At 70.2% G+C, this 22236-nt stretch carries 20 protein-coding genes; 9 read left to right on the forward strand and 11 right to left on the reverse strand.

From position 1 onward, the window contains the following. Positions 1–3: 3 nt before the first annotated feature. Genes ACWEPL_RS39485 through ACWEPL_RS39495 form a run of 3 tightly spaced genes read left to right on the forward strand, consistent with a single transcriptional unit; the run spans position 4 to position 2407 of the window. Positions 4–231 carry a hypothetical protein gene (locus tag ACWEPL_RS39485; RefSeq protein ID WP_452439170.1) on the forward strand — a complete coding sequence of 76 codons (228 nt, stop codon included), beginning with the start codon at positions 4–6 and terminating at the stop codon, positions 229–231. Continuing rightward, positions 228–728, forward strand: coding sequence for a PH domain-containing protein (locus tag ACWEPL_RS39490; protein ID WP_452439171.1), 501 nt, complete (start codon positions 228–230; stop codon positions 726–728). The genes ACWEPL_RS39485 and ACWEPL_RS39490 overlap by 4 nt, the downstream gene beginning before the upstream one ends. Continuing rightward, the gene (locus tag ACWEPL_RS39495) at positions 725–2407 is read left to right on the forward strand and encodes a PH domain-containing protein (RefSeq protein WP_452439172.1); all 1683 of its coding nucleotides are present in this window, start codon (positions 725–727) and stop codon (positions 2405–2407) included. Before ACWEPL_RS39490 ends, ACWEPL_RS39495 begins: the two co-directional genes overlap by 4 nt. Positions 2408–2618: 211 nt before the next feature. On the opposite strand, the gene ACWEPL_RS39500 is transcribed toward ACWEPL_RS39495, so the two are convergent. The 3 genes from ACWEPL_RS39500 to ACWEPL_RS39510 all read right to left on the reverse strand — a co-directional run bounded on the left by ACWEPL_RS39500 (position 2619) and on the right by ACWEPL_RS39510 (position 7251). Beyond that, a complete protein-coding gene (locus ACWEPL_RS39500; RefSeq protein WP_452439173.1) occupies positions 2619–4175 on the reverse strand; it encodes a hypothetical protein in 1557 nt (518 codons plus the stop codon). Between the two features lie 141 nt (positions 4176–4316). Continuing rightward, the gene (locus ACWEPL_RS39505) at positions 4317–5756 is read right to left on the reverse strand and encodes a serine/threonine-protein kinase (RefSeq protein ID WP_363963480.1); all 1440 of its coding nucleotides are present in this window, start codon (positions 5754–5756) and stop codon (positions 4317–4319) included. After that, positions 5746–7251, reverse strand: a complete 1506-nt coding sequence (locus ACWEPL_RS39510) for a serine/threonine-protein kinase (protein ID WP_363963478.1) — start codon at positions 7249–7251, stop codon at positions 5746–5748. The genes ACWEPL_RS39505 and ACWEPL_RS39510 overlap by 11 nt, the downstream gene beginning before the upstream one ends. A 75-nt stretch (positions 7252–7326) precedes the next feature. Between ACWEPL_RS39510 and ACWEPL_RS39515 the strand changes: the two genes are divergently transcribed. Next, positions 7327–9051: a DEDD exonuclease domain-containing protein gene (locus ACWEPL_RS39515; RefSeq protein WP_363963476.1), complete on the forward strand. Its 1725-nt coding sequence runs from the start codon at positions 7327–7329 to the stop codon at positions 9049–9051. A gap of 17 nt (positions 9052–9068) precedes the next feature. Then, complete coding sequence (locus ACWEPL_RS39520; protein ID WP_080041188.1) at positions 9069–9356, forward strand: Lrp/AsnC family transcriptional regulator; 288 nt, start codon at positions 9069–9071, stop codon at positions 9354–9356. 479 nt (positions 9357–9835) lie between these two features. On the opposite strand, the gene qcrB is transcribed toward ACWEPL_RS39520, so the two are convergent. The 4 genes from qcrB to ctaE are packed head-to-tail and all read right to left on the reverse strand — an operon-like array spanning position 9836 to position 14077. Further along, a complete protein-coding gene (qcrB, locus tag ACWEPL_RS39525) occupies positions 9836–11494 on the reverse strand; it encodes a cytochrome bc1 complex cytochrome b subunit (RefSeq protein WP_452439174.1) in 1659 nt (552 codons plus the stop codon). Further along, a complete protein-coding gene (qcrA, locus tag ACWEPL_RS39530) occupies positions 11491–12603 on the reverse strand; it encodes a cytochrome bc1 complex Rieske iron-sulfur subunit (protein ID WP_363963472.1) in 1113 nt (370 codons plus the stop codon). Before qcrA ends, qcrB begins: the two co-directional genes overlap by 4 nt. Beyond that, on the reverse strand, positions 12600–13409 hold the full coding sequence (qcrC, locus tag ACWEPL_RS39535) for a cytochrome bc1 complex diheme cytochrome c subunit (RefSeq protein WP_350728936.1): 810 nt from the start codon (positions 13407–13409) through the stop codon (positions 12600–12602). Before qcrC ends, qcrA begins: the two co-directional genes overlap by 4 nt. A 14-nt stretch (positions 13410–13423) precedes the next feature. Beyond that, positions 13424–14077: an aa3-type cytochrome oxidase subunit III gene (gene ctaE, locus ACWEPL_RS39540; protein ID WP_350728934.1), complete on the reverse strand. Its 654-nt coding sequence runs from the start codon at positions 14075–14077 to the stop codon at positions 13424–13426. A 210-nt stretch (positions 14078–14287) separates the two neighbouring features. Here ctaE and ACWEPL_RS39545 point away from each other — a divergent pair, with 210 nt between their 5' ends. Then, positions 14288–14686: a hypothetical protein gene (locus tag ACWEPL_RS39545; protein ID WP_355192687.1), complete on the forward strand. Its 399-nt coding sequence runs from the start codon at positions 14288–14290 to the stop codon at positions 14684–14686. A 6-nt stretch (positions 14687–14692) separates the two neighbouring features. After that, positions 14693–15739 (forward strand): anthranilate phosphoribosyltransferase, encoded by a 1047-nt coding sequence (gene trpD, locus ACWEPL_RS39550; protein WP_363963469.1) that lies wholly within the window; start codon positions 14693–14695, stop codon positions 15737–15739. Positions 15740–16348: 609 nt separating this feature from the next. Here trpD and ACWEPL_RS39555 read toward each other — a convergent pair. From ACWEPL_RS39555 to ctaC, 4 genes are all read right to left on the reverse strand, one after another. After that, the gene (locus ACWEPL_RS39555) at positions 16349–17551 is read right to left on the reverse strand and encodes an Ig-like domain-containing protein (RefSeq protein WP_452439175.1); all 1203 of its coding nucleotides are present in this window, start codon (positions 17549–17551) and stop codon (positions 16349–16351) included. Between the two features lie 200 nt (positions 17552–17751). Next, positions 17752–18165, reverse strand: coding sequence for a cytochrome c oxidase subunit 4 (locus tag ACWEPL_RS39560; RefSeq protein ID WP_350728931.1), 414 nt, complete (start codon positions 18163–18165; stop codon positions 17752–17754). Then, complete coding sequence (ctaD, locus tag ACWEPL_RS39565) at positions 18165–19829, reverse strand: aa3-type cytochrome oxidase subunit I (protein ID WP_350728929.1); 1665 nt, start codon at positions 19827–19829, stop codon at positions 18165–18167. The genes ACWEPL_RS39560 and ctaD overlap by 1 nt, the downstream gene beginning before the upstream one ends. Next, positions 19826–20635, reverse strand: coding sequence for an aa3-type cytochrome oxidase subunit II (gene ctaC / locus ACWEPL_RS39570; protein WP_452439176.1), 810 nt, complete (start codon positions 20633–20635; stop codon positions 19826–19828). Before ctaC ends, ctaD begins: the two co-directional genes overlap by 4 nt. 163 nt (positions 20636–20798) lie before the next feature. Between ctaC and ACWEPL_RS39575 the strand changes: the two genes are divergently transcribed. Both ACWEPL_RS39575 and ACWEPL_RS39580 read left to right on the forward strand, forming a co-directional pair. Next, positions 20799–21941: a cysteine desulfurase family protein gene (locus tag ACWEPL_RS39575; RefSeq protein WP_355191532.1), complete on the forward strand. Its 1143-nt coding sequence runs from the start codon at positions 20799–20801 to the stop codon at positions 21939–21941. After that, the gene (locus tag ACWEPL_RS39580) at positions 21938–22183 is read left to right on the forward strand and encodes a sulfurtransferase TusA family protein (RefSeq protein WP_452439177.1); all 246 of its coding nucleotides are present in this window, start codon (positions 21938–21940) and stop codon (positions 22181–22183) included. The genes ACWEPL_RS39575 and ACWEPL_RS39580 overlap by 4 nt, the downstream gene beginning before the upstream one ends. Positions 22184–22236 lie beyond the last annotated feature (53 nt).

The raw sequence follows: 22236 nt of genomic DNA on the forward strand, positions 1-22236 counted from the left end.
ACCATGAAAATGGTGCTGACGCTGCTCGGCTGGCTGCTGCTCGTGCAGGGAGTGGGCGGCCTGCTGAACACCCTGTTCGGTTGGTGGCGGTGGGCGCACGACCTGCTCCTGGTCAACCGGCTGCCGTTCCTGGAGGGCTACGAGGTGTTCGCGGCCATCGTGATCGGCGTGCTCGGGTTCGTGCTGCTGGCCGTGGTCGACTCGGGCAAGAACGCGGAGAGCGGCAGATGAACGCGGGGACGCCGGCCGGGCTGCGGCCGCCGCGCAACCAGGCCGATCCGCGGGCGGTCGCCTGGTGGACGGTGCAGGGGCTGATCCTCTTGGTGCCCGTGGCCGCCGCCGCGGTGGCGGCGTACTGGATCCTCACCTCGCGGCCGGTCTGGCTGGGGGCGTGCGTGGCGCTCTTCGCGGCGGGCTGCGTGGCGCTGGCCGTCCTGGCGCCGCGGGCCACCTACCGGGTGGAGCGCTGGGAGGTCACCGACCAGGCGGTCTACACCCGCAAGGGGTGGCTGACCCACACCTGGCGGGTGGCGCCGATGTCGCGGATCCAGCGGGTCGACACCGCGCGGGGGCCGGTGCAGCGATTGTTCGGGCTGGCGGACGTCACGGTGACCACGGCCTCCTCCGCGGGGGCCATCAAGATCGAGGCGCTGGACCACGAGGTGGCGGCCGAGCTGGCCGAACGCCTCACCGCCCTCACCCAGGCCACGCCGGGGGACGCCACGTGAACGACGACCCCTTTCTTGACGAGGGCTGGCGGCGGCTGGCGGGGCGGAGCCTCCTGGCCTCGGCGGTCAAGTCGCTGGCGATCGTCGCCGGCGTGGTGGCCGGTCTCCTGCGCTTCCTGACGAGCCTGGACTGGCCGATCGGCGGGATCGCGGCGGTCTGCGCGGCGGCCGCGATGCTGGTCGTCTCCGCCGTGGTGGCGTATGACGTGGCCAGGCTCCGTACGACGCGCTGGCGGCTCACCCGGGAACGCCTCGAACTGCGCTCGGGCATCACTCTCCGCCGGCACCGCGCGATCCCGCTCGACCGGGTCCGCAGCGTGAACCTGCGGGCCGACCCGGTGGCGCGGGTGTTCGGCCTGACCGTGGTCAAGGTGGGCACGGGCGAGCACGCGGCCGAGGGGACCGAGCTCGTGCTCGACCCGCTGACCAGGCACGAGGCGGAGTCGCTGCGCCGTACCCTGCTGCGCCAGGACGAGCGGCCCGCCTCCGGCGAGGGGCCGCTGGCGGAGCTGCGCTGGTCGTGGATCCGGTACGCGCCGCTGTCGCTGTGGTCGTTCACGGGGGCCGCGCTGGTGCTCGGGGCGCTCTACAAGGCGCTGAACTCGTTCGGGGCCAAGAGGCTCGTCACAGAGGCAGCCGACGGGCTGTGGGACTGGGTGACGGCGCGGCCGCTGGTGGCGGTCCCGCTGATCCTCGCGGTGAACCTGGCCGTCGGCGTCCTGGGCGCCGTCCTGCTGTTCGCCGAGTCGTGGGGACGTTACCGGCTGGAACGCGAGCCCGGCCGCCTCCGCCTCCACCGCGGCCTGCTGACCACCCGGTCCCTGACCCTGGAGGAGCGCAGGCTGCGCGGCGTGGAGATCAGCGAGCCGCTGCTGCTGAGGCTGGGCGGCGGGGCCCGCGTCAAGACCATCGCCACGGGCCTCGGCAAGGCGGACGAGCACGAGACCGAGGACGCCGCCGCCCTCACCCCTCCCCTCCCCCGCGCCATGGCCTGGTCCCTCGCCACCAAGATCGCCAACACCCCCGCCGCACCACCGGCTCCCGCCGCACCCCGGACGGATGCGCTCGGGCATGCCACGCCCGTGGACGCGCCCTGGCCGACGGCGGGCGTCACCGGCCACGGCGCGGCCCCGGGCCGGCACCGGGCGACCGAGCGTGACGCGGGCGAGGCCGCCGGACCGGACGCCGGCGCGGGCGGGCTGGCGATGGGCGCGCTGGTGCCGCATCCGGCGGCGGCCGGGCGGCGGCGGATCGTGCGGGCGCTGGTGACGGTGGCCGTGCTGGCCGCGGGCGCCGGCCTGGCGTCCTGGCTGCTGCCGTGGCAGTGGTCGCGGGCCGCTGTCTGGGCGATCCCCGCGCTGGCGCTGCCGTTCGGGATGTGGCTGGCCGTGGAGAGCGCCAGAAGCCTCGGCCACGCGCTCGGCCGCCGCCACCTCCTCACGAGGCAGGGCGCGGTGGTACGCAGGACGATCGCGCTCGACCGCAGAGGCGTCTCCGGCTGGACGATCACCGAGTCGTACTTCCAGCGCCGCAGCGGCCTGCTGACCGTCTCCGCCGCCACCGCCGCGGGCAAGGGCCACTACGACGTGGTGGACGTGGACCGCGGCGACGGCCTGGAGCTGGCGGCGCGGGCGGTTCCGGGCCTGCTCGAACCGTTCCTGGTCCGGGAAAAGAAATGAGCCGCGTGATCCCCCTCGGTTTGCCCATGCCCCTGTACTGGACAAACGTGATCGCGCGGCTCAGGTCCTGCAAGACATAAAGGTATTTGTCGCGCTTGCAAGCGGGTTGCAGCTCCATTAACCGTTGACAGGATGATCCGTCAGGGGGATGTTTCCCGCGCGCGGCCGTCACCGAGGAGGGGCGCCACGCCCCTCCTCGACCGGGGTCTGCTCAGCTGCCCGCGGGCTGCTTCGCCAGCTCGGCCATGAACGCCTCGGCCACGGTGACCACGCCGTCCATCGCCTCCTTCTGCGGCATGAACACGACCTTGGGCGAGGTGGCCGGCTCCTTCTCGGGCCGCTGGTGGCCGGAGAAGTCGATCCTGACGACCACCGGGCCCTTGCGCATCAGCACCGTGCCGGTGGACGCGGAGACCTCGCGGCTGTGCCGGTTCTGGATGAACTGCTGGTACGCCTGATCGCCCATCCCCTTGATATCGGTGAGCTTGCCCCAGGAGATGCCGCCGATGGACGACTCCTCGAACTGCTTGTCGCCGCCCCGCTCGCTGGCGTAGTAGCTCACGGCGGCGCCCACGTCGGCGGCGCCCGCCCGGTTGGTGAACCGGTGCACGGTGATCAGGACGCTGCGGATCTTCCTGATCCCCTCGCCCGCGCCGGGCACGTCCAGGTTGAGCCAGCGGCACTCGGTCTGGGCGTCGGAGCCGGCCTCGGTGCCGCGCGCCCTGGTGGTGGGCTCGGGCACGAGCCGCGTGGCCACCTCGGTCACGGCCCCGCACTCTCCGGGGAATGCCGCCAGGACGGTCGGCGAGGGCTCGGGGCTCGCGCTCGTACTCGTACTCGTGCTCGTGCTCGGCGAGGCGGGGGCCTGCGACGGCTCCGGCTGGGCCAGCACGTTCGGGTGCTGCGCCTGCCAGGCCGCCATGCCCTTGGCGAAGAAGCCGGCCAGCCGGCTCACCTCGCGGATCGCGTTGTCCTCGGTGATCGACTGCGTGGTCTCGCTGGTCAGGATCGCCGCGTCCTTGCGCTGCTGGCCCGCCTGGTACTTGATCTCGACCGTCATGTCGCCGACCCGGGCGTTGGCCTGGCCGTAGGAGTACCACAGCAGCTTGCCGCTGCGACGCCAGGTGTACTGGGCGTGCGCGGCGTCACCGACGCCCTGGATCTCCTTGATCGGGGAGACGTACTCCTTCTCGTCGGGCTTGAGCGAGGGCTTGGCGGTCGCGGCGTACCTGTCGCCGCCGTAGTCGACCTCGTACGAGTTCTGCGCCATGGACCTGCCGGTCTTGGCGCCGTCGGCCTTGTGCTGTTCGATCCGGACGTCGATCTCCCTGCTGCGCCAGAACTCGCCGAACGAGATGCGCCGGTTCTCCCATTTGCAGGTGAAGGAGACCGTGTAGTCGCCTTCCCTGGAGTCCTTGGTGACGGTCGCGCCGGGCACGAGCCGGTCGGCCTCCTCCGCGGACAGCATGGCGCACACGTCCAGGCCGACGGGCGCCGAGGAGGCGGCCCGCGACGGCCGCTCGCTCTGCGCCGCGGGCGGCTGGGAGGGGCGCGAGACCTTGCTGACCACGAAGTACGCGCCCACCCCGCCCATCGCGACCAGCACCACGATGGCGGCGGCCAGCGTGGGCAGCAGCCAGGCGGGCCGCCGGGGCGGCGGTGGCGGTGGCATCGGTGGCAGGGTCGGCGGCTGGGTGGGCGGCTCGAAGCGCCTGCCCGGCACCTGGTAAGGGGTGGTGGACGGCTCCCACTCGCTGCCGGGGTTCACTGGGACTCCTGGGGTTGCCCTGACTTGCGGGGAAACATGCTAGTCATCCCCCTTGCAAGGTACTTGCAGCACTCCCGCCCATTCTGGCAGCGGCCCCTCCCCGACGGCGCCCACTTCGAACGGCACGGTGCTCCCACGGGCTCACTTCGACAGGGCGGCCGAGACCAGGCGGGCGACGGCGAGGGCGGGCTCCTTGTCCGCCGGGGCGCTGACCGGAACGTTCTCGCGGTGCCAGACCACCTCGCCGAGCACGTTGCTCGTGCGGAAGAGCACCGTGCTGTCGGACCAGCCCGTCGCGTCGCTGTTGATGTAGGCCTTGAAGCTGTTCTGGATGATCGCCGACTCCCCGACCCCCGGGACGTCGGAGACCGAGCCGCGGACCTCGCGCATCACCGTGCCCTCCGCGCCGGTGCGGCCGGTCTTCTCGCTGGCGAAGCGGCGCTGCGCCACCTGGGGGCCGCCGAGATCGCCGTCGGGCCGCTCCGCCCAGGCGCGGACGACGATGCGGCGGCGGCCGTCCTCCCCGCCGTCACGCAGGATCCACTGGCACTCGCCCGGCCGGGTGGCCTCGCGCGACGGCTTGGCCTTCATGATCCGGGCGGCCTGCTCGTCGGTGAGCAGCTTGCAGGGATCGGGCGCCTTGGCGAACCTCCCGGTCTCAGGCCCTTTGCCCAGCGCGCCCGCGGCGTACCAGCCGCCCGCGCCCAGCACCACGGCGGCGGCCAGCACGACGGGCACCAGCCACCGGCGGCGCCGGGGCACGGGGGCGGGCCCGGCCAGGGCGCTCAGCGCCTGGCGGACCTGGGCCGCCGTGGGGCGGGCCGCCGGGTTCTTGGCGAGCATGGCCATGAGCAGGCCGCCGAAGTCGCGGCCCGCCCTGACCGGCAACGGCGGCTCGTGCAGCAGCACCGCCGCCGTCACCGCCGCGGGCAGCGCCCGCTCGAACGGCGCGCGCCCCTCCACCGCGGTGTAGAGGCTGGCGCCGAGCGACCACAGGTCGGACGCCGGGCTGGAGGGCTCCTCGTTGAGCCGCTCGGGCGCCATGTAGCCGGGCGAGCCCGCGCCGCCGAACCTGCCGCCCTGACCGCCCATCGGCGTCGCGATGCCGAAGTCGGTGAGCATGGCGGAGCCGTCGAAGTCGAGCAGGATGTTCGCGGGCTTGACGTCCTGGTGGAGCATCCCGTGGGCGTGGGCGACCTCCAGCGCCGACAGCACGCGCAGCCCGACCGCGGCCACGAACCCGGGCGGCAGCGGCCCCTGATCCTTGATCACCTTGTCCAGCGAGCGGCCGGTGACCAGGTCCATGATGATCCACGGCTGGCCGCCCTCCAGGACGACGTCGTGCACCAGCACGATCGCCGGGTCGCGCAGCCGTCCGGCCGACCTGGCCTCGTGGATCGCCATGTCGGCGAACTCGGCCCGCTCCCGCGGGGTGAGCCCCTCCGGCACGCGTACCTGCTTGGCCGCGACCTGACGGTCGAGGATCTCGTCGATGGCCCGCCACACCGTGCCCGCGCCGCCCTGTCCGAGCCGCTCGATGAGACGGTAGCGGCCGGCCAGCAGATAGAGGTCATCCGGCATTGCGCAACGCCTGCTCGCTCGTCTGCGCCGCTTTCAGCGCCCGCTGCTTGATCTCCTCGTCGGTGGGTTTGTCCCCGAGGGTGGTGAACTGCACGGTGACCACCAGGTTGGCCAGGCGGTAGTAGATCTGGGAGGTGTGCACGCGGCCCGTGGGGCCCTTCAGCTCGAAGCCGAACGCCTCCTCGCCGACGCCGGCGATCTCGCGGACCGGGGTGCGCGTGGCCCGCTGCGAGGTCTTCGCGCCGATCTCGTCCCAGGTCCAGTCGACCGTGCCGGTCCTCGTCCACCAGGTCTTCTGGCCCTTGAAGAGGGCACCGGCCGTGGCCGGGGTCATCGACCACGGGTCGACGGTGTCGGAGTCCTTCTGCACCTGCAGGCCCACACCCGTGTTGGCGAGCGTCCAGCCGCACTTGGGGCCGTCGCCGTCGGAGCTCGCCTGCGCCTTGGGCGGGCTCTGCGTACGCAGCAGCGCGCCCACCTCCTCCTGGCTGATCAGCTTGCACACGTCCATGGGCACGGTGAACGCGGCCGGCACCGCGCCCGCCCGGTCCCTGAGGACGAGGAAGGCGGTCGCGCCGCCCGCGCCGAGCACGAGCGCCGTCGCCGCGGCGATCCAGATCGCGGCCCTGCCGGGCCGCTTGACCCTGGTCGGCGCGGTCACGTCCTGGTTGACGGGCAGGTGCGGGGCATGCCCGCCGGCGGCCACCTGCCGGAGCGCGGACACGATCACCCGGGGGTCGGGGCGGGCGGCCGGCTGGTGCGCCATCATGGCCGCCAGCAGCGGCCCCAGCGGCCCCGGAGCGGCCGGTACGGGCTCCGTCAGCGTGGCCCGCACCCGCTGGGCCGCCGACCCCCCATAGGCCGGCGCGCCCGTCAGCGCGACGTAGAGCGTGGCGCCGAGCGACCACACGTCGCTGGCGGGCCCGCCCGGCTCGCCGGCCAGCCGCTCGGGCGCGATGAACCCGGGCGAGCCGATCATCAGCCCCTGCTCGGTGAGCGTGGCCTGGCCCTCCTGCCGGGCGATGCCGAAGTCGGTGAGGACCACCCGCCCGCTCTCGGTCAGGAACACGTTGCCCGGCTTGACGTCGCGGTGCTGCATCCCCAGCGCGTGTGCCGCGATCAGCGCCTCCAGCACGTCGGCGCCGACCCGCGCGGCATGATCGGCCGGCATGGGTCCGAACTCGCGGACCGTCTCACCCAGCGTGCGGCCCCGCAGCAGCTCCATGACGAGCCAGGGCCGCTCCTGCTCGACGACCACGTCGTGCAGCGCCACGATGCCGGGATGGCGCAGCCGCGCCGTGGCCTGCGCCTCCCGCACGGCCCGCATCACCGAGTCGGAGCGCTCCTTGGGCGACATGCCCTCGGCCAGCGTGAGCTCCTTGACCGCCACCTCGCGGTCGAGCATCTCGTCCCTGGCCAGCCACACCTTCCCCATGCCGCCCGCGCCGAGCGGGCGCAACAGGGCATAGCGGCCGGCAAGTCTTCCCGAGGACATACAGGGAAGGGTAACTAAGGATCAAGAGCGGTGGTTATTCGTTCCTGTCGGTCTTCCTCTCTATGGTCTTGGAACGTGGACGCGGTTCAAGGCACTCTCGACGAGCTCGGCACTCCGCTGAGCGAGGTCACTTTCGTCGTTTTCGACCTCGAGACGACCGGCGGCGCCCCGTCCGACGACGCCATCACCGAGATCGGCGCGGTCAAGGTGCGGGCGGGCGAGGTGCTGGGCGAGTTCTCGACGCTGGTCGACCCAGGAGGGCCGATCCCGCCCTTCATCTCGGTGCTGACCGGCATCACCGACGCGATGGTCGTGGCCGCGCCGCGGATCGAGGCGGTGCTGCCGAGCTTCCTGGAGTTCATCCGGGGGGCCACGCTGGTGGCCCACAACGCCGGCTTCGACACCCGCTTCGTCAAGGCCGCCTGCGCCGCCCACGGCTATCCTCCGCCGGCCAATCCGGTCGTCGACACCGTCGACCTGGCCCGCCGCGTGCTGACCCGCGACGAGGTGCCCAACGCCAAGCTGGCAACGCTGGCGAGGTTCTTCCGCAGCTCCACCGAGCCGTGCCACCGTGCCCTGCAGGACGCCAGGGCCACCGTCGAGGTGCTGCACGGGCTGATCGAGCGGGCCGGCTCGTTCCAGGTGCACACGCTCGAGGAGCTCAAGTCGTTCGTCCGCGCCCCCACGCCGGAGCAGCAGCGCAAGCGCCACCTGGCCGAGTCGGTGCCGCACGCCCCCGGCGTCTACTTCTTCGAGGACGAGCGCGGCGAGGTCCTCTACATCGGCAAGAGCACCAACCTGCGCAACCGCGTACGCTCCTACTTCACCGCGGGCGAGACCCGCCCGCGCATCCGCGAGATGATCGGCATCGCCGAGCGGGTGCGCCACGTCGTCTGCGCGACCGCCCTGGAGGCGGAGGTCAGGGAGCTGCGCCTGATCGGCGGCGCCAAGCCGCGCTACAACCGCCGTTCCCGCTTCCCCGAGAAGGTGGTCTGGCTCAAGCTCACCACCGAGGCGTTCCCGCGGCTGTCGATCGTCCGCGAGCTCAAGGACGACGGGGCCACCTACCTCGGCCCGTTCGGCAGTGCCCGGCTGGCCGACGAGGCCCGCATCGCCCTGCACGAGGCGGTCCCCCTGCGCCAGTGCACCCAGCCCGTCACGCTGCGCACCCGGCGGGCGGCCTGCGTGCTCCACGAGATGGGCCGCTGCGGCGCGCCCTGCGAGGGCAAGGAGAGCCAGGAGGAATACGCGCTCCACGCGGAGAGCGCGCGCCGGGCCATGACGCTCGACGCCTCGCTCGTGTTCAGCGCCGTGTCGGCGCGCATGGAGCGGCTGTCGGTGGAGCAGCGCTACGAGGAGGCGTCGGTCGATCGCGACCGGCTGGCGTCCTTCGTCCGTACGGCGGCCCGCATGCAGCGCCTGAGCGCCATCACGCGCATCCCGCAGCTGGTGGCCGCCAGCCCGGCGTTCGGCGGCGGCTGGGACATCCACGTCATCCGGTACGGGCGGCTGGCGGCGGCCGGGGTCATGCCGAAGGGCGCCCATCCGACCCCTTTCGTCGCCTCCCTCACGGCCACCGCCGAGGCGGTCATCCCAGGCGCCGGCCCGATCCACGCGGCCAGCGCCGAGGAGACCGAGTGCATCCTGCGCTGGCTGGAGTCTCCCGGGGTGCGGCTGGTGGAGGTGGAGGGCGAGTGGAGCCTGCCCGCCTGGGGCGCCGCCCGGCACAAGGCCCGCATCGACCTCGCGTACCGCCATCTTGATCAGCCCCGTAATCGGGAGGGGCGACCTTTGAGGTGAAACGATAGAGTTGATGCATGGTCACGGCTATCGTCCACATCAATGCAGAGGTAGACCGGATCCCGGAGGTCGCCCAGACGATCGCCGAGATCCAGGGGGTCAGCGAGGTCTACTCCATCACCGGCGAATACGACCTGCTGGCGATGGTGCGGGTGGCGGCGTACGAGGAGATCGCCGAGGTGGTCCCCGGGCGGATCAACAAGGTGGCCGGGGTGCTGCACACGGAGACGCACATCGCCTTCCGGGCCTACTCCAAGCACGACCTGGACGCCGCCTTCTCCATCGGCTTCCCCGAGGCCGACTGACCCACACGGGCCGACCCCCACACGGGCTGCCACACGGGCCGACCCACACCGGCTGCCCCACGCGGGCTGACCCACGCGGGCTGACCTCATCGGCCGCGGCGGCCTGCCTGTCGATGCGCCGCCTCGAGACGTCTCGGGCCGAGCGCCCGCGACCGGCGCGACTTCCGGCGCCTGACCACGCCGTCTTCCGGCGAGCCCGCCCCTCGGCCGTGCCTTTGGCCGGGGTCCCCCACCGCGTGCGAGCGCCTGTGACGACGCTCCCAGCCCCGGCCAAGCGCGCCCGCGCATCCCAGGCACAGCACGCTCACCGGGCGCCGTAGTCCCACGGCGCGCCCCCAGGCACGACACCCTCGCCGGGCGCCCAGGCCGCCTCTTCCCGGGCAACGCCCTCTTCCCCGGCAACGAGAACGGGATGAGACGGCGACGGGCCCGGACGAACGTGTCGTCCGGGCCCGCACCGTATGTGGCGAGAGGTGATGTCAGTGCGTGAGGCTTCGGTCTTCCTCGCCACCGGAGCCGATGGCGGCGTGCTCTTCCTCGTGCCCGTGCCCGTGTCCCTCGTCCAGCGGGATCTTCTCCCCGCCGTACGCCTTCGACATGCGAGCGCGCAGCTTGCCGAGCGGACCACGCATGCCCTTCGGCGGGATGCCCGCGGTGTCCTCGGCCACCGGCAGCATCGCCACCGGCTCCTTGCCCCGCATGTGGGCCTCGATGTCGTCCGCCGGCGGCGTGTGGACCTCGATGAACTCACCGTGCGGCAGCCGCTTGATGACGCCCGACTCCACGCCGTGCGACACGACCGCGGCGTCGGAACGCTGCAGGCCGAGGCAGATGCGGTAGGTGATGATGTACGCCAGCGCCGGCGCGACGAAGACCAGCACCCGGCCGGCGTACGTCGTCACGTTGAGGCTGATGTGGAAGTTCGCCGAGATCTCGTCGTTGGCGCCCAGCAGCCAGAGCACGCCGTAGAACGTGATGGCCGACATGCCGATCGAGGTGCGGTGCGGGTTGTTGCGCGGCCGGTCCGCGATGTGGTGCTCGCGGTGGTCGCCCGTCACCCAGCGTTCGAGGAACGGGTAGAGCGCCAGGCCCGTCATGACGATGCCCATCGGCACCAGCGCCGGGATGATCACGCTCAGCGGCAGGGTGCCGGCATGGGAGGTGCCGAAGAGGTTGATCTCCCACGGCACCATGATGCGCAGCGCGCCTTCGAGGAAGCCCATGTAGAAGTCGGGCTGCGAACCCGCTGACACGTCGGCGGGCGTGTAGGGGCCGAACAGCCAGATCGGGTTGATCTGGGTGAACGTCGCCAGACCCGCCACCGTGGCCAGCGTGAACAGGAAGTACGCCCCCGCCTTCGCCATGAAGGCCGGGTAGAACGGCGCGCCGACCACGTTGTGGTTGTTGCGCCCCTTGCCCGGCATCTGCGTGTGCTTCTGCACCCACATGAGCACCATGTGAGCCGAGATGAGCGCCAGCAGGATGCCCGGGATGAGCAGGATGTGCAGCGAGTAGAACCGGGCGACGACATCCTCACCCGGATATTCCCCGCCGAACAGGAAGAACGTGATGTACGTGCCGACCAGCGGCAGCGAGATCGCGACACCCTCGGTGATCCGCAGACCGGCGCCGGAGAGCAGGTCGTCGGGGAGCGAGTAGCCGGTCAGACCCTCGGCGAGCGCCAGCGTCAGCAGCAGCACGCCGATGATCCAGTTGAGCTCGCGCGGCTTGCGGTAGGCGCCCGTGAAGAACACCCGCAGCATGTGGACCATCATGCCGGCCACGAACATCAGGGCCGCCCAGTGGTGCATCTGCCGGATGAGCAGACCACCCCGGACGTCGAAGCTGATCTCCAGCGACGACGCGTAGGCCTCCGACATCATGACGCCCTTGAGCGGCGCGTACGAGCCGTCGTAGGCGACCTCCATCATGCTGGGCTTGAACCAGAACGTCAGGAACGTACCGGTCAGCAGCAGGATGACGAACGAGTAGAGCGCGATCTCACCCAGCAGGAACGACCAGTGGTCCGGGAAGATCTTGCGCAGGTTGCGCTTGAGGAAATTGGCCCCGCCCAGGCGGTCGTCGAGGAATGTCGACGGCCCGGCGATGGCCTTGGGCACGGCGGTCAGATCGCTCATGCCTGGCCTCCCTTCTCCCTGGCCGCGCGCTCGGCGTCACCGCGTTCCCAGTAGCTCGGGCCGACCGGCACCTGGAAGTCGCCCTGGGCGATCAGGTAGCCCTCGGCGTCGACCGTGATCGGCAGCTGCGGCAGCGGCCTGGCGGCCGGACCGAAGATGACCTTCGCGCCGTCGGCCGCGTCGAACGTCGACTGGTGGCAGGGGCAGAGGATGTGGTGGGTGTTCTGCTCGTACAGGGCCGCGGGGCAGCCCACGTGCGTGCAGATCTTGGAGTACGCCACGATCCCGTCGTGCGTCCAGTTCTGCCGGACGCCGCTCTTGAGCTCCTCCGGGCGGAACTTGATCAGGATCAGCGTGGCCTTGGCGAGGGCGTTGAGGTCGTGCTGGTAGCCCTCGGGGACCACCGACAGGATGCCGCCGGGCGAGTTGAAGTCGGCGGCCCGGATGGGCTGGCCGGTGCCCTCGACGACGAGCCTGAGCGGCTTGCCCTCCTTGGTCTTCTCGCCCCAGACCGTGTGGCGCAGCAGCTTGTTGAACTTCGCGCCCGGCATCTTGCTGTTGTCGAGGTCGCGCAGCAGCACCACCGGCACGAGGCCGAGGGGCGCGGCGGCCAGCAGCAGCGTGCGGCGCATCAGCTTGCGCTTGACGAAGCCGCTCTCGTTGGCGCCCTGCACGAACGTGTCGGCGACCACCTCGCGGTCCTCCTCGGCGGAGGCCATCGGGTGGCGCTCCTGGACCAGGGAGTACTTCGGCATGATCATGCGTACCCAGATCACGATGCCGATCGCCAGCCCCAGGATCGCCACGGTCAGCGAGGTGCCCAGCGCGAAGTTGGACACTCCGGTCGCCTCGGGGCTGCCGACCTGGAAGACCACGTAGGAGATGATGAACGCGATCGCGGCCAGGAACGTGATCGTGAAGCAGAGCGCCACGATCTTCTCGGCCTTGCGGGCCTTGCTCTCGTCCGGCAGCGTGACGCCGGGGACGTCCTTCTCGACGTCCGTGGCCTCCGCGGTGCCGAGCATCGAGGTGCCCGGCGCGGGGGTGCCGATGACGCGCTTGGGTACGCGCTCATCGGGCTGCTCGATCTCGTGCTCGTTGTCTGTCATGACTTCTGTCGCTTCTTCGCGGTGATCCAGATGGCGGCGAGTGCGAGGACACTGAGGCCTGCGATCCACGCTACGAGACCTTCGGTCACCGGGCCAATGCGCCCGAGGCCGAAACCTCCCGGGTCCTTCTGCGCGCGGACCTGCGTGATGTAGGCGATCATGCTGCGCTTCTCTTCGGGCGTGATGGTCGAGTCATTGAAGACCGGCATCGCCTGCGGGCCGGTGACCATCGCCTCGTAGATCTGGGTGGGGGTCGCCGAGTTGAGGTTGGGGGCGTACTTGCCCTGCGTCAGGGCGCCACCGGCGCCGACCCAGTTGTGACACTGGATGCAGTTGGCGCGGAACAGCTCGCCGCCCTTGCCGGCGTCGCCGAGCTTGGCGTCGACCTGCTCCTGGCCCGGGACCTGCGGGCCGCCGCCGAGCGACTGCACGTAGGCGCCGATCTGCCTGATCTTGGTCTCGTCGACCCAGGGCGCCATCGGCTTGCGCGGCGCCTGCGGACCCGGGTTGGCGGCGGGCATGCGGCCGGTGCCCATCTGGAAGTCGACCGCCGCGGCGCCGACGCCGACGAGCGTGGGCGCCGTCTTGGTGCCCTCCGCGTTCATGCCGTGGCAGCTGGAGCAGTGCTTGACGAACAAGCTCCTGCCCTCGGCCACGTCATCGACCTTGCCTGCCGCCAGTGCCGCGTCGGCAGGCTTACCCGCCTGGACAAAGGCGGCGTATACCATCCCGACCAGCGCCAACGCCAAAATCAGGACGGCATATCTCGCGAGGGGATGCCGCCGCCAAGCGGTGATCCTAGTCACAGAGATCCCGTTCCTTAACGAATGATGTAGATGGTCGCGAAAAGACCAATCCAGACGACGTCTACGAAGTGCCAGTAGTAGGACACGACGATCGCGCTGGTGGCCTGCTCATGCGTGAAGCGCTTCGCGGCGTACGTGCGTCCCAGCATGAACAGGAACGCGAATAGGCCACCGGTCACGTGCAGGCCGTGGAAGCCCGTCGTCAGGTAGAACACCGAGGTGTAGGGGTTGGCGGACAAGGTCGCGCCCTCTGATGCCAGCTCGCCGTACTCGTACAGCTGCCCGGCCACGAAGACCGCGCCCATGAGGAAGCTGACGATGTACCAGAAGCGGAGCTTGCCGACCTGCCCCTTCTCCGCGGCCCACACGCCCAGCTGGCACGTCACACTCGACAGAACCAGGATGATCGTGTTGGCCGTCGCGAACGGGATGTTCAGGTGAGCGCCCTCGGCGGCCTCCAGGCCGACCTTGTGGAAGGCGGGGCCCCAATCGAAGCCGTTGCCCACGCTCACCGACCGGATGGTGAAGTACATCGCGAACAGCGCCGCGAAGAACATGAGCTCAGAGGACAGCCAGACGATCGTCCCGACACTGACCAGATTGGGTCTGCGGTACGACTGTGCTGTCGTCGTCGAAGTTATTGCGGATGCTGTCGCCACGGGCAGCATTATTGCGGCTTCGGTGGTCGGTCCCGCGCACGACCCCCCGGTTAGCAGGTACAAACCGGGAGGCAACCTGGGAGAATCGCCTCAAAACCCCCTGTCAGGCATGGTGGCCTGGGAATGCACACCGGCGCACCGGTACGATCCGAGGTGACCATACTGCTACAAGGGATAGCGAGCGCGACAGTGACCTCCACTGGGAGCACCGACGACACGATGAGGGTTCTCGTCTACAGCGACGACGCCGCCACCAGGGCCGAGGTGATCCAGGCCATCGGCAGGCGCCCCGCCGCCGACGTACCCCTCGTGGAGATCGTGGAATGCGCCACCGAGCCCAAGGTCCACCAGTGGCTGGGCTCGGGCGAGATCGACGTGGCCGTCCTCGACGGCGAGACGCAGCCCGCGGGCGGCATGGGCGTCTCCCGCCAGGCCAAGGACGAGGTCTACGACTGCCCGCCCGTCTGCCTGATCATCGCCAGGCGCGACGACCGCTGGCTGGCCGACTGGTCCAAGGCCGACGCCGTGGTGCCGCAGCCGCTGGAGCCCATGGTCCTGGCCGACACCGTGGCCGACCTCATGCGCCGCCGCTCCTCGACCCGACTCAACGCTAAGTAGGTGCCCATGGACTCCCGGACGACCTGGCCCACCCTGCTGTCCGCTCTCCTGTCCGGAGAGCACCTCACCTCCGACGAGTCGGCCTGGGCGATGCGGGAGATCATGTCCGGCGCCGCGACGCCGTCCCAGATCGCCGGCTTCGTGGTGGCGTTGCGCGCCAAGGGCGAGACGGTGGCCGAGGTCGTGGGCCTGGCCCGCACCATGCTGGATCTGGCCACGCCGCTGAGCGTGGAGGGGCCCGTGGTCGACGTGGTCGGCACGGGAGGCGACCGCGCCCACACGGTCAACGTCTCGACGATGGCCGCCATCGTGGCCGCCGCCGCGGGCGCCCGGGTGGTCAAGCACGGCAACCGCGCCGCCTCGTCCTCGTGCGGCGCCGCCGACGTCCTGGAGCACCTGGGCATCCGGCTCGACCTCACGCCGGAGCAGACGGCGCGGGTGGCCGAGCAGGCGGGCATCGCCTTCTGCTTCGCCCCGGTCTACCACCCCGCGCTGCGCTTCGCCGGGCCGACGCGCAAGGAGATCGGCGTACCCACGATCTTCAACTTCCTCGGCCCGCTCACCAACCCGGCCCGCCCGGCCGCCCAGGCCATCGGCGTCTTCGACGCCAAGATGCTGCCCGTGCTGGCGGGCGTCTTCGCCGAGCGCGGCGTCAGCGCGCTGGTGTTCCGCGGCGACGACGGGCTCGACGAGCTGACCATCGCGGGCACCTCGACGGTCTGGGTGGTCAAGGACGGCACGGCCACGCAGACGACCTTCGACCCGTCCGTGCTCGGCATCCCGCGCGCCGACGTGGGCGCGCTGCGGGGCGGGGACGTGGCCTTCAACGCCCAGGCCGTGCACGACCTGCTGCAGGGGAAGACGGGGCCGGTGCGCGACGCCGTCCTGCTCAACGCGGCCGCGGCCCTGGTGGCCCTCAACGGGCCGGGCGACGACCTCGACGCCGCCATGACCGACGGCTACGCCCGCGCGGTCCAGGCCGTCGACTCCGGCGCGGCCGCCGCCACCCTCGACCGCTGGATCGAGGTCAGCGCCACCGTCAACGGCGCCTGACCGCCCCTTTCGAGGCGCGCCCCAGCTGAGGGGCGCGCCTCCCTCTGGAAGTACGCCCCCGTCCGGCAGTACGCCCTCCGTCCGCTCGCCGCTGAGGCGCGCACGCCGCCGCAGCGCCGGGGTCCGTACGACGGCGCGGGGAGCGGATCGGAGCAGCGGCCGGCCGGTAGCTTCACCCTCGCCAAGCTCTCCCCCGCGGACGGCGGCCCCCGTCCCGTCCCTCAGCGCCACGCAGACGGCCTGGCCCTCCCATCCCCTGGCCGATGCACCACTTGGACGGCGTCGCGGCGCTGAGGCGCGCACAGCGGCGCGGAGAGCGGGCCGGAACGGCGAATGCCCCTCCCCCGTGCGCTTCAGCCCAGGTCACGCAGGCCGCCGGGCCCCGGTCCTTGCGAGCGCGCTGAGGCACCGCCGATCCGGGGCAGCGCTGAGCCGGAGCGCCGCTGAGCCCAGGGCGTGGCGAGCCCGGGCTGTGGCGAGCCCGGGGCGCGTTCAGCCTCGTGTGTGGCGATCCGGAGCCGTGGCCGGCCCCGAGTGTGGCGGGTCGGGGCCGGTGTCGGCGGGTCGGAAGGCGGTGGTCCAGGCCGTGGTCGGCGGCGCGAATCGGTATCAGAACGTGATGGTCGGCCCGTCCTTAAGCACGCTCCACTTGAGCCACTCCTTCCAGTTCTCCTGCCAATGCCCCCACCCGTTCGTGGGCTCCAGCTTCCGCGGCGACCCCGTGATGATGATCGGATCCCCGATCAGCGTGTTCTTGACGAACCAGATCGCGTTCTCCGGGCTGATGTTCACGCAGCCGTGGCTGACGTTCGAGTTCCCCTGCGACCCCACCGACCAGGGCGCGCTGTGCACGTACTCGCCGCTGTTGGAGATGCGGACGGTGTGGTAGACCATCAGCGAGTAGTAGCCCGACTGGCCGGGCCCGATCCCGGGTGAGGTCATGAGCGTGGAGTCCTCGCGCGACATCGCCAGGTGGATGCCGGAGGTGGTGTAGAACTTCCACGACCCGCCCTGCCCCGCGCTCATCGGCATCTCGCGGATCTTCTTGCCGTCGCGCCGGACGTGGAGCACGTGTTCGTCGGTGCTGCCCTTGGTGATCTGCGAGCGGCCGATCTTGAAGTCGAGCCGTACGTCGCGCTTGCCGTACAGGCCGGGGCCCCCGCGCACGCCGGCCAGCTTCGCGTCCAGCCGCACCTTCGTGTGCGCGGGCCAGTACTCCAGCGGCCGGAAGTCCACGTGGCTGTCGTCGAACCAGTGCCAGGCGCCCTCCACGGGCCTGGAGCTGCGGACCGTGAGGTTGCGCTCGACGGACACCCGGTCGGTGACCGGCTTGTCGAAGGCGATCATGATGGGCATGCCGACGCCGACCGTCAGCCCGGTGTCGTCCTTGTTCGGGGTGATGGTCTGGATGTCGAACGTCTTGTTGCCCTTGATCGTGGAGAACGTGCTGGTGGTCTGGGTCTGCTTGCCCGCGGCGTCCGCGGAGACGGCGGTGATCGTGTAGTTCGCCCCGGGGCGGGCGGTGACGGTGCTGCGCCAGTTGGTGCCGTCGGCGCTCAGGACGCCCTTGAGCGCCCCGGACTTGCCGCCGTCCACCCGTACGCTCTTGAGCGTGCCTCCACGGGCCGAGACGACCACGGGCTGGTCTGTGGCCACGTTCGCGGCCTTGTCCTGCGGAGAGAACGTCACAGCGGGCCCCTGGGCCCCGCCGGCCATGGCGACCCCCTCAGGCTTCGGGGCCGAGGCCCCCGAGCACGCCGCCAGCAGCGCCAGCGCCAGCAGGCCGGCCGATCCATTCGCTACGCGCCCCACGTATGACTCCCTCGTCCGACAACGAACCCCTTGACCTGCTCACCACCCTGTTGTGCCCGAAAAGGCCCTTAGCGGCGGTCCGCATAGCAGACTTCTCATTACTACCCTCAGTGATCGAATAACCACATCGGATCACCGTTAAAGAACACAAAAAAACGGGCGTCCCCCCTCAAGGGAGACGCCCGTTCAGGCAGTCCGGGTCAGTGCGAGAAGTTGCCCCGGTAGTACTGGAAGACGAAGCCGATCATGGCCATGATGACCAGGAAGATCCCGATCAGGAACATCCAGAAGCCGATCACGAACCCGGCGAAGGCGAAGGCCGCCGCCAGGCACAGGAACAGCGGCCACCAGCTGCTCGGGCTGAAGAACCCGATCTCGCCCGCGCCGTCGCTGATCTCGGCCTGCTTGTCGTCCTCCGGCTGGGCGCCGATGCGCCGCGCGGTGAACATCAGGTAGTAGCCGACCATGAACGCGAACCCGACCGAGATCGCCATGGCCGTGGTGCCGACCGGCTCACCGTGGCCCGTCGCCGCCTTGGTCCAGAACCAGTAGGCGACGTCGACACCGGCGAAGAACAGGCCGCACGCGAGGAACAGCCAACCCTGGACCTTCATCAGGCCTCGACCTCCGATGCCGTCGGCTTGGCGGACACGTGCGGGTAGTGCAGGTCGAACGCGGGACGCTCGGACCGGATGCGCGGCAGCGAGGTGAAGTTGTGCCGCGGCGGCGGGCAGGAGGTCGCCCATTCGAGCGAGCCGCCGTAGCCCCAGGGGTCGTCGACGGTGACCTTCGGCGCGCTGCGCCAGGTCTTCCAGACGTTGTAGAAGAACGGCAGCGTCGAGGCGCCCAGCACGAACGCGCCCACCGACGAGATCATGTTGAGGTCGGTGAAGCCGTCGGCCGGGCTGTAGTCGGCGTAACGACGCGGGAAGCCGAGCATGCCCAGCCAGTGCTGGATGAGGAACGTCGTGTGGAAACCGATGAACAGCAGCCAGAAGTGCAGCTTGCCCAGCTTGTCGTCGAGCATCTTGCCGGTGAACTTGGGCCACCAGAAGTAGAAGCCCGCGAACATGGCGAACACGACGGTGCCGAAGACCACGTAGTGGAAGTGGGCGACGACGAAGTAGGTGTCGCTGATGTGGAAGTCGAGCGGCGGCGAGGCCAGGATGACGCCCGTCAGGCCGCCCAGGAGGAACGTGACGAGGAAGCCGACCGAGAACAGCATCGGCGACTCGAAGGACAGATGCCCTCGCCACATCGTTCCGACCCAGTTGAAGAACTTCACACCTGTCGGCACCGCGATGAGGAACGTCATGAACGAGAAGAACGGCAGCAACACCTGCCCGGTCGGGAACATGTGGTGCGCCCAGACCGTGATGGACAGACCGGCGATCGAGATCGTCGCGACCACGAGGCTGATGTAACCGAAGACCGGCTTGCGGCTGAAGACCGGCAGGATCTCGCTCACGATGCCGAAGAACGGCAGCGCGATGATGTACACCTCAGGGTGTCCGAAGAACCAGAACAGGTGCTGCCAGAGCAGCGCGCCTCCGTTGTCGGGGGCGAAGACGTGCGTGCCGAGCTTGCGGTCCGACTCCAGCACGAGCAGCGCGGCGGCCAGCACCGGGAAGGCCATCAGCACGAGCATGCTGGTCAGCAGGACGTTCCAGACGAAGATCGGCATGCGGAACATGGTCATGCCGGGCGCGCGCATGCAGATGATCGTGGTGATGAAGTTCACCGAGCCGAGGATCGTGCCGAGGCCGGACAGGGCCAGGCCCATGATCCACAGGTCGCTGCCGATGCCGGGCGAGTTGATCGCGTTGGACAGCGGCGTGTAGGCGAACCAGCCGAACGAGGCCGCGCCGCCCGGCGTGAAGAAGCCGGACACGGCGATGAGGCTGCCGAACAGGTAGAGCCAGTAGCTGACCATGTTGAGGCGCGGGAACGCCACGTCGGGGGCGCCGATCTGCAGCGGCATCAGCTCGTTGGCGAAGCCGGCGAACAGCGGCGTCGCGAACATCAGCAGCATGATCGTGCCGTGCATGGTGAACAGCTGGTTGAACTGCTCGTTGCTGGTGAACTGCATGCCCGGCTGCGCCAGCTCGGCCCGCATGATCAGCGCCATGACGCCGCCGATCAGGAAGAAGGCGAAGGACGTGATCAGATAGAGGTGCCCGATGATCTTGTGATCAGTGGAGGACAGCCACTTGGCGATCACCTGGCCCTTGGTGACGGGCCTGGCCGGCGCGCGAAGGGGTTCGTGGATGGCGGTCACTGGGCACTCCCAGCCTGGTTCGTAGCGATGTACTGGTTCCACTCGTTCGAATCGACGAGCTTCACGTTGAACAGCATGCGGCTGTGGTCGACACCGCAGAGCTCGGCGCACCGGCCCGCGAAGATCCCCGTACGGGCCAGAGTGGTGATCTCGAACTTACGGCCCGGGTTGCCTTCCTTGATGCCGGGGATGACGTCCCGCTTGAACAGGAACTCCGGCACCCAGAACGAGTGGATGACGTCGTCGGTCGACAGGTCGAACTCGACCTTCGTGTTCGTCGGCAGCACCAGCTGGGGCCCCTGGTGATAGTCGCTCACCGGCGTGCCGGGGACGGGGGCCATCGTCTTGCCGTTGACCGTCGTGGTGAAGCGCCAGCTCCACTGGAAGGCCTCGACCTTGACCTTCACGGTCGCGTCGCCGTCCACCTTGGCCAGCACCTGGCTGTCACGCGCGGTGAAGAAGAAGAACACCGACACCATGACGAGCGGGATCAAGGTGTAGAGCATCTCGATCGGCAGGTTGTAGCGCACCTGCGGCGGCAGATCGGCCGAGGACTTGCGCTTGCGGTGGAAGATGGCCGCCCACACGATCAGAAAGATGACGACCGCACCCGTGGCGAGTGCGGCGATCCAGGCCCCGTTCCACAGGCTCTGGACCACGCCCGCCTGCTCGGTGACATGGTCGGGAAGAAGACCACGAGACCAGTCGGCCTTCGGAACGTCATTAGCACACGCCGTAGCAGTGGCCAGCAGCAACGCCAAAGCGGCGGCACGCGGCACCCTGCGCCGGGCCAACGAACGCCGCATCGTACGGCGAGTCGGACTCACGGATCGCCTACCCCACAGATGAAGCCCAAGAGTCTTTCTCTTGGGCGCTCTTATTTCCAGATGCACAGCTGATTGCAGACACATTAGCGTGCAGGTGCTTCGCCCTACCGCGCGACCCCTCGATGGCGCCGCAAGTGGGACGATGAGTCTCGTGGCGTATTTCGACGCGGCTTCGAGCGAGCCGCTCCACCCTCAGGCACGCGAGGCGCTGCTGGCGGCGATCGACGTCGGCTGGGCCGACCCCGCGAGACTGTACGGCCAGGCCCGCCGCGCACACCTGCTGCTGGAGCAGGCCCGCACGGAGGTGGCCGAGGCGCTCGGCGCGCGCCCGGACGAGGTGTCGTTCACATCGTCGGGCACGCAGGCCGTGCATCTCGGCGTGCTCGGCACCCTACACGGCAGACGCAGGGCCGGGCGCCACCTGATCACCAGCGCGGTCGAGCACTCCAGCGTGCTGCACGCCGGTGGCGTGCACGAACGCGACGGCGGCACGACCGAGACGGTGGGCGTGGACCTGACGGGGCGGGTGGATCTCGAGCGGTTCACCGAGGCGGTCGCCCGGCCCGGCACCGCGCTGGCCTGCCTGCAGACGGCCAACCACGAGGTCGGCACGGTGCAGCCGGTGGCGGAGGCGGCCGCGGCGTGCCGGTCCCACGGGGTTCCGCTGCTGGTGGACGCGGCGCAGACGGCCGGCAGGATGCCGATCCCGCCCGGCTGGTCGGTGCTGACGGCCAGCGCCCACAAGTGGGGCGGGCCCGCGGGCGTGGGCGTGCTGGTGGTGCGCAAGGGCACGCGGTTCCGCTCGTTCCTGCCCGAGGACGAGCGGGAGCGGCGGCGGGTGCCGGGGTTCGAGAACGTGCCCGGCATCGTCGCGGCGGCGGCCGCGCTGCGCGCGATGGCCGCGGACGCGGCGCAGGAGCAGGCGCGGCTGTCGGAGCTCGTGGCCAGGATCAGGGAGACGGTGCCGAAGATCGTCCCGGACGTCGAGGTGATCGGCGACCCGGTCGACCGGGCGCCGCACATCGTGACCTTTTCGTGTCTGTACGTCGACGGCGAGGCCTTGCTGACCGAGCTGGACAAGGCTGGTTTCGCTGTTTCGTCAGGAAGCTCGTGCACCGCTAGTACGCTTCGTCCATCGCACGTTCTTGAAGCGATGGGCGTGCTGACGCATGGCAATGTCCGGGTGTCGCTGCCCAGGGGCGCCTCCGCGGCGGAGGTCGACAGATTCCTCGCCGTGCTGCCCGATCTGGTGCGCCGCATCCGGCAGGACGCAGGAGTCGCATGACCGAGGTTACCCAGCCGGCTTTGACGATCGACGCGCTCGGGAAGAAGTGCCCGATCCCGATCATCATGCTGGCGGAGCAGATCAACTACGTCCCGCTCAACGCGGTGGTGGCCGTGCTGGCCGACGATCCGGCGGCCAACACGGACGTGCCGGCGTGGTGCAGGCTCAAGTCACACCGGCACGTCGGCTCGTACGAGCTGCCTGAGGGCGGCTGGGCCATCCACGTCCGGCGCAACTACTGACATTCCCCCCGAAAGTGGGGTAGAGGCTTCCCGTACGAAGTCACCGACTTTCG

It is taken from the genome of Nonomuraea sp. NPDC004186, from assembly GCF_053603495.1.

What these genes read in the sequence shown, in the direction of transcription:
- ACWEPL_RS39520 (WP_080041188.1), top strand. Translation starts at nt 9,069, where the DNA reads ATGGTCACGGCTATCGTCCACATCAATGCAGAGGTAGACCGGATCCCG.
- ACWEPL_RS39545 (WP_355192687.1), top strand. Translation starts at nt 14,288, where the DNA reads ATGAGGGTTCTCGTCTACAGCGACGACGCCGCCACCAGGGCCGAGGTG.
- ACWEPL_RS39575 (WP_355191532.1), top strand. Translation starts at nt 20,799, where the DNA reads ATGAGTCTCGTGGCGTATTTCGACGCGGCTTCGAGCGAGCCGCTCCAC.
- trpD (WP_363963469.1), top strand. Translation starts at nt 14,693, where the DNA reads ATGGACTCCCGGACGACCTGGCCCACCCTGCTGTCCGCTCTCCTGTCC.
- ctaC (WP_452439176.1), bottom strand. Translation starts at nt 20,635, where the DNA reads ATGCGGCGTTCGTTGGCCCGGCGCAGGGTGCCGCGTGCCGCCGCTTTG.
- ACWEPL_RS39560 (WP_350728931.1), bottom strand. Translation starts at nt 18,165, where the DNA reads ATGAAGGTCCAGGGTTGGCTGTTCCTCGCGTGCGGCCTGTTCTTCGCC.
- ACWEPL_RS39490 (WP_452439171.1), top strand. Translation starts at nt 228, where the DNA reads ATGAACGCGGGGACGCCGGCCGGGCTGCGGCCGCCGCGCAACCAGGCC.
- ctaE (WP_350728934.1), bottom strand. Translation starts at nt 14,077, where the DNA reads ATGCTGCCCGTGGCGACAGCATCCGCAATAACTTCGACGACGACAGCA.
- ACWEPL_RS39580 (WP_452439177.1), top strand. Translation starts at nt 21,938, where the DNA reads ATGACCGAGGTTACCCAGCCGGCTTTGACGATCGACGCGCTCGGGAAG.
- ACWEPL_RS39485 (WP_452439170.1), top strand. Translation starts at nt 4, where the DNA reads ATGAAAATGGTGCTGACGCTGCTCGGCTGGCTGCTGCTCGTGCAGGGA.
- ACWEPL_RS39510 (WP_363963478.1), bottom strand. Translation starts at nt 7,251, where the DNA reads ATGTCCTCGGGAAGACTTGCCGGCCGCTATGCCCTGTTGCGCCCGCTC.
- qcrB (WP_452439174.1), bottom strand. Translation starts at nt 11,494, where the DNA reads ATGAGCGATCTGACCGCCGTGCCCAAGGCCATCGCCGGGCCGTCGACA.
- qcrA (WP_363963472.1), bottom strand. Translation starts at nt 12,603, where the DNA reads ATGACAGACAACGAGCACGAGATCGAGCAGCCCGATGAGCGCGTACCC.
- ACWEPL_RS39505 (WP_363963480.1), bottom strand. Translation starts at nt 5,756, where the DNA reads ATGCCGGATGACCTCTATCTGCTGGCCGGCCGCTACCGTCTCATCGAG.